This window comes from Kitasatospora sp. NPDC004240 (assembly GCF_053603215.1).
Genome location: NZ_JBSGFD010000109.1, coordinates 22,181 through 28,621 on the forward strand (window position 1 = coordinate 22,181; position 6,441 = coordinate 28,621).

Below are 6,441 nucleotides of genomic sequence, written 5' to 3' on the forward strand. Positions count from 1 at the left end.
CGTCAGGCGTCCTGCTGCTGGGCCGCGTTCTTGGTGTTCAGGGACGGTCCGGACGGCACCAGGCTCGACCACTCACGGGGCACCGGGACCGGCTTCAGGTCGCGGAAGCCCAGGCGGGCCTGCGCACCGCCGTTCTCCTCCTGGGTCTGCGGGGCCGCCGGCGCGGTCGGCTGCGCGGACGGGGTCGCGGGGGCCGTCGGCGCGCCGCTCGCCCCCGCCTTCGCGCCCTGCGCCTTGCCGCCGTCCGCGTTGGCCTGCACCGAGTAGCGCAGCCCCGTCTCGGTGATCAGGAAGTCGGTGCCGGAACCGTCCGGACCGCCGTCCAGCGCGCGGTAGAAGAGACCGTGACCGGGCGTCACGTACGCCGTGCCCGAACCGCTGCCGTACCGGGCCGGGTAGTCCGGGCCGGCCCAGACGCTGCGCCGGGGCGTGCGGCCGTCCGCCTCGACCCCGTCGAAGGTGCTGCACACCACCACCCGGGCGTCCTTGGGCGCCTGCCAGTTGTTGGCCTGCTCGCCGGGACGGGTCGGCCAGTCCGCGGCCAGCCCGGGCAGCTTGCCGTCGTTCGGCCGACCCGCGCCGAAGCCGGCGTGGTCGGCCGGGGTCAGCTCGGAGGCCTTCGGCTTCTTGTCCTTGTACAGGTCCTGGAACTTCGGGTCCAGCCGGATCAGTTCGGCCTGGAACGGGGTCAGCGCGAACAGCTGGTTCTGGCCCACCACGTAGTTCTTGTCGCCGTACTTCACCAGCCGTCCGACCCGCCGGTCCTCCGGATTCTCCAGCGCCACCGAGGAGTTGGGGGTCTGCGCCTTCGGGTCGAAGCCGGGCAGCTGCAGGAAGGCCACCGGGGTGCCGTTCGGCAGGGTGTCCAGCCACTCCTTCTTCACCCGCTGGGGGTCCGCGGACGCCCCGAACACCGCGGCCTTCAGCGCCAGCTGCTCCCGGTCGTCCGACTTCTCCGAACCGATCAGGTGCTTGCGGCCCTGCGCGTCGACCAGGTACAGCACCGGCGCCTTCTTCTGCGGAGCCTGACCGGCCGTCTGCTGGGCGCTGACCTGCTGCTCCTCGGCCAGCTGCACCAGCAGCGCCTGGTCGACGTCCAGCATCCGGCCCTTGGCCTCCAGCGCCTTGGCCTCGTCGCCGCCGGTCAGGAACACCGCCTGGTTGACCGTCTCGCCCTTGGCGTCCGAACCCGGACGGTCGCAGACCGACCACTTCATCGGCTTGCTGGCGTTGGCCTTGCTCGGCAACTTGTCCGGCGCGTACGGGATCCCGATGGTCGGGCCGTGGTTGGCGTACGCGTCGAGCACGTCGTCCGCGACCACCACCACCTTGGCGTCCACCGGCAGGACCAGCCGCGCCGAGGCCATGTTGAGCACCTGGTGCAGCCGCTTGGTCTTCCCGTCCGGGTCGGTCAGCACCACGTACCGGGTGGTCGAGGTCTTGCCCTGGATGATGTTCTTGCCGCTGTCCCAGTCCAGCGGGGCCTTCGGCTTGAACACACCCCAGACGGCGAAGCCGCCCACCACCAGCGCCCCCACGATGACGCTGGGCAGGACGGCCTTCACCGGACGCGGCGCGTCCTCGTCGCTGCCGCCTCCGCTGGGCAGCAGGAAGGCCCCCACCGTGCGCTTGCGCGCGAAGGTGTAGGCGTTCAGCTCGTCCCGGCGTGATGCCATGCTCGTCGTCTCCCCGTGTCCGACCGACTCTCCAGCGGCCTGCCCCCGTCGCCCGCACCCGCCGGGCGTCCGAACGCCCGAACCCTCTACGATGCGGCAGCAGACGGTGAGTACGGTACGGGTACCGTTCGCCGACCGCCCAACCGGGCCGCGACAACCGATCAGAGAGGGTCACTCGGGGGATGCCAAGCCAGACCGCTCCAGGGCGACGCAGCACGTCGCAGGGCCGGGGCCCGCGCCGGGCCGGCCGCCGCGACCCGGGCCCGGACACCGCCGGCCCGCCCGTGCCCGCCGAGGGCGGCGGCGCCCCCGTGGCGATCCGCGTCCATCCCAGGCCCGGCCTGCTCGGCGGCCGCCTGAAGCTCCAGCAACTCGTACTGGTGCAGGTCGCGGTGGCGCTGGTCGCGCTCGGCTGGACCATCAGCAAGCCGGTCGCCGGGGCCTTCGGCGCCGTCGGCCTGGTCCTGGTCGTCCTCGCGCTGATCCCGCTGCGCGGACGCACCATCCCGGAGGCGCTCAAGGTGCGCGCCGCCCTGAGGGCCCGCCAGAAGAAGGCCCGCGGCAACGTCCCGCCGGCCGGCACCGACCCCGCCCTCGCGCCGGCCCTGGAGCTCGAACCCGGGCTGCGCACCTGCACCCACGCCACCGAGACCGACATCGGCGGCCGCCCGATGCGCCGTGAGACCGGCATGGTCGGCGACGGCACCTTCCTCAGCTCGGTGCTGCTCGTCCAGGCCAAGGACCAGCCGCTGCGCCCGGTGCGCACCGCGCTGCCGCTGCCGCTGGACGTCATCTGCTCGGCCCTGCGGGTGGACGACATCGCCCTGGAGTCCGTCCAGCTGGTGCAGCACACCCAGCCCGCGCCGGCCCCGCACCTGCCCGAACAGTCGCTCGCCGCCCGCGCCTACCGCGAGCTGCCCGACGGCACCGCCACCCCCGGCCTGAGGCTCACCTGGGTCGCGCTCAAGCTCGACCCGGAGCGGGCCGCCGCCGCCGTGCGCGCCCGCGGCGGCGGCGAGGAGGGCGCCCGCAAGGCCCTCCAGCGGGTCACCGACCAGCTGGCCGGCCGGCTCAACGGCGCCGGGTTCTCCGCCACCGTGCTGGACGAGCGCGAGCTGATCGCCGCACTCGCCATCTCCACCTGCGCCAACCCGCTGGCCGTGGCCGGCCGGCAGGGCACCGGAAGCGGCGGCGGCAGCGGCCGGCGCACCCAGGAGAGCAACCGGTTCTGGCGGATCGACGACCGCTGGCACAGCACGTACTGGATCTCCCGCTGGCCGCAGCTCAGCCGCCCCGGCGGCTCCGGGCGGACCTCCGCCCCGGACCTGGTCAACCTGATCACCGGCACCCCGGCGCTCGCCAGCACCTTCAGCCTCACCGCCGGGCACGGCACCGGCGGCTCGGTGACCATCAGCGGACACGTCCGGGTGACCGGGCGCAGCGAGAGCGAGGTGGTCCAGGTCGGCCGCCTGGTCGAGGCCCGCGCGCAGAGCGCCGGGCTCGGCCTGTCCCGGCTCGACCGCGAGCAGGCCCCCGGCCTGCTCGCCACCCTGCCCCTGGGAGGGACCTCCTGATGGCGTACCAGACCTTCCCCAGCACCCCGCCGCAGGCCGGCGACCGGCCCCGGGCGCGGATCCTGCCCGGCTTCGGGCTGCGCGGCCCGCGCCGCGAGAAGCACGTGCTCACCACCGAGGACCTCGGCGCGATGTCCTTCCCGGTCGGCGACGACGGCGTGGTCATCGGCATGGACCCCGGCCAGCAGCCCGCCGTGCTCGGGCTGTTCCGGCCCAGCGCCTACGACATCGTCCTGGTCGGCGGCGTCTGGACGGCCCAGGTCATCGCGCTGCGCGCCGCCGCGACCGGCGCCCGGATCGCCGTGGAGACCGCCCGCGCCCACCTGTGGGGCCCGATGGCGCAGGCCGCCGGCGGCGGCCAGCCCTGCGTGACCGTCCACCAGGTCGGACGGCTCGGCCCGCAGGGCGCCTCGGTGACCTCCCCAGTGCTGGTGGTCCGCGACCTCGGCGCCCGCCCGCCGCGCAGCCGGCTCTCCGCCGCGCCCTGGCAGACCACCCTGACCGTGCTGCCGTACCTCGGCCCCAACGCGGCCCGGGTGCTCAACGCCGCCGACCTGGTCGGGGTGCAGCGGGTCATGCCGCAGGAGGCCGAACTGATCGGACGGGTGCTCTCGCTCGGTGACCAGGACGTCGCCTCGCTGCCGAGCCTCGGCGACGACATCACCCTGTGGGCCACCCGGATGCGCCGTCAGTACGTACGCGCCGTTCCGGGGGCCGCGGAGCAGCAGGTCCTGGGGGGTCCGCGCCGGACGGACTGAGGCTCGCCCGGTCCCCGCGGGGACGCCCTCGCGGGGTTCCGGGTCCCGGACGGGATCGGACTCCGCCTTCAACGGGACCCGGCACACGGCCTAGTCTTTGATGCGGCAACGGCACCGCGGACAGCGGCTGCGTACACGAGGGAGCCCAAGGTGAGCAGCGATCGGGACGGCGTCTACGTCGGCGACAACGCGGCGGAGGACGACGACGACTGGTCCGACGCGCCCGACTACACTCCCCCGTCCTGGTACATCCAGAGCGACTCCGGGCCGGGCTCCGTGCCCGGGGCCGCGGTCGGGGCCGGTGACCCGGCGGCGCCGCCGGTGACGGTGGCCCCGACCGTGGTGGCTCCGGCCGTGGGGGTCCCCGGCGCCGCTGCTCCCGCTACGGCTGCTCCCGGCACCGCTGCTCCCGGTACCGCCGCGGCGGCGGCCGGTCCGGGCGTGCCCGGTGCCGCCGGTGCGCCCGCTGCCGTGCCGGTGCCCGTGCCCGCCGCTCCGGCTCCCGTGGAGGCCGTCCCGGCCGCGCCGATCGCGCCGGCCGGCCCGGAGCCGGTGGCCCCGGGTGCCCCGCTGACGCCCGGCGAGCCCGTGGCACCGGTCGCCCCCGTGGCGGCACAGCCGGTGCCCGCTCCCGCCCCGGCGCCCGCGCAGCCCGAGGTGCCGCACGTGCCGTACGGCGCCGCGCAGGCCCCGGCGCCGGCGCCCGCCCCCGAGCAGCAGCACCAGATCGCGGCCCCGTCGGCCGCGCAGCCCTGGCCCCCGGCCGAGGCGGCCTATCAGCAGCCCGGACCCGGCGTGCCCGGCCCCGCCCAGGCGTACCCGGCGCAGCCCGGCCAGCCTCAGCAGCCGTACCCGCCGCAGGCCCAGGACCCGCAGGCCGCCTGGGCCGCGGCCCAGCAGGCGCAGCAGGCGCAGGCGGCGGCGCAGGCCCAGCAGGTTCCGTACGGACAGCAGGCCCAGCAGCCCCCGGCCCCGCAGGCCGTCCAGCCGCCCGGCCAGCAACAGCCCACCCAGCCCGTGCCCGCCCAACCCCAGCCGCAGCCGCAGCCGTACGCCGACCCGCAGCAGGCCCAGCAGGCCCAGCAGGCCCAGCAGGCCCAGCCGTACCCGCCGCAGGCCCAGGACCCGCAGGCCCCGCCGGTGGACCCGCGCCAGGGCGGCTGGCCGCAGCCGAACGCCTACCAGCAGGCCCCACAGGCCCCGCAGCCCCCGCAGGCGGCCCAGCCGCCGCAGCCGGGCCCGGGCGGCCAGCCGTGGCAGCAGCAGGCCGGTGTCCCGCAGGCGCCGCCGGCGTTCCAGCAGTCCGCCCCGCCGCAGCAGGCGCACGGCGCCCCGCTCGGGTACACGGCCGCGGTCGAGCTGTCCTCGGACCGGCTGCTGCGCAGCCAGCCCAAGCAGCAGCGCCAGCAGCCGCGCTTCCAGTTCGGCGGCAAGGCGGCGGCCGCCGAGCGGGCCCGCCGGCTGGAGATCATCCGCACCCCGGTGCTGAGCTGCTACCGGATCGCGGTAATCAGCCTCAAGGGTGGCGTCGGCAAGACCACGACCACCACCGCGCTCGGCGCGACCCTGGCCAGCGAGCGCCAGGACAAGGTGATCGCGATCGACGCCAACCCGGACGCCGGCACCCTCGGCCGCCGGGTGAAGCGCCAGACCGGCGCGACCATCCGCGACCTGGTGACGGCCATCCCGCACCTGCGCAGCTACATGGACATCCGTCAGTTCACCTCGCAGGACCTGCACTCGGGCCTGGAGATCGTGGCGAACGACGTCGACCCGGCCGTCTCGACGACCTTCAACGACTCGGACTACCGGCAGGTCATCGACGTGCTCGGCCGGCAGTACCCGATCATCCTGACCGACTCCGGCACCGGCCTGCTCTACAGCGCGATGCGCGGTGTGCTGGACCTCGCCGACCAGCTGATCATCGTCTCCACGCCCAGCGTGGACGGTGCCTCCAGCGCCTCGACCACGCTGGACTGGCTCTCCGCGCACGGGTACGCCGACCTGGTGCAGCGCTCCATCACGGTGGTCTCCGGGGTGCGTGAGACCAGCAAGATGATCAAGATCGAGGACATCGTCGCGCACTTCCAGACCCGCTGCCGCGGGGTGGTCGTGGTGCCGTTCGACGAGAGCCTGGCGGCCGGCGCCGAGGTCAACCTCGACATGATGCGCCCCAAGGTCCGCGAGGCCTACTTCGAGCTGGCCACCCTGGTCGGCGAGGACATCGCCCGCGCCCAGCAGACCGTCCAGCAGGGCGGCTGGGGCCAGCCGCCGCAGGGCGCCGCGGTCCAGGGCCAGCCGTACCCGGGCCAGCCCGGCCAGCCGCAGCCGTACGCCGACCCGCAGCAGCCGTACCCGCCGCAGGGCCCCGGCGGCCACCCGGCCGCCCAGCCCGCCCCGGGCGCGCCCTGGGCCCCTCAGCCGGGCCAGGCC

The 6,441-nt window shown here is 75.5% G+C and carries 4 protein-coding genes; 3 read left to right on the forward strand and 1 reads right to left on the reverse strand.

Annotated elements, in window-relative coordinates:
- Positions 1 to 2: 2 nt before the first annotated feature.
- A complete protein-coding gene (locus ACWEQL_RS26385; protein WP_452152795.1) occupies positions 3 to 1,676 on the reverse strand; it encodes a type VII secretion protein EccB in 1,674 nt (557 codons plus the stop codon).
- 182 nt (positions 1,677 to 1,858) lie between these two features.
- On the opposite strand from ACWEQL_RS26385, the gene eccE reads away from it, so the two are divergent.
- The 3 genes from eccE to ACWEQL_RS26400 form a co-directional block, all read left to right on the forward strand.
- Positions 1,859 to 3,250 (forward strand): type VII secretion protein EccE, encoded by a 1,392-nt coding sequence (gene eccE, locus ACWEQL_RS26390; protein WP_452152796.1) that lies wholly within the window; start codon positions 1,859 to 1,861, stop codon positions 3,248 to 3,250.
- Positions 3,250 to 4,008 carry a hypothetical protein gene (locus ACWEQL_RS26395; RefSeq protein WP_452152797.1) on the forward strand — a complete coding sequence of 253 codons (759 nt, stop codon included), beginning with the start codon at positions 3,250 to 3,252 and terminating at the stop codon, positions 4,006 to 4,008. The genes eccE and ACWEQL_RS26395 overlap by 1 nt, the downstream gene beginning before the upstream one ends.
- Positions 4,009 to 4,158: 150 nt before the next feature.
- Positions 4,159 to 6,441: MinD/ParA family ATP-binding protein (locus tag ACWEQL_RS26400; RefSeq protein WP_452152798.1), on the forward strand; the 2,283-nt coding region annotated here is incomplete at its 3' end.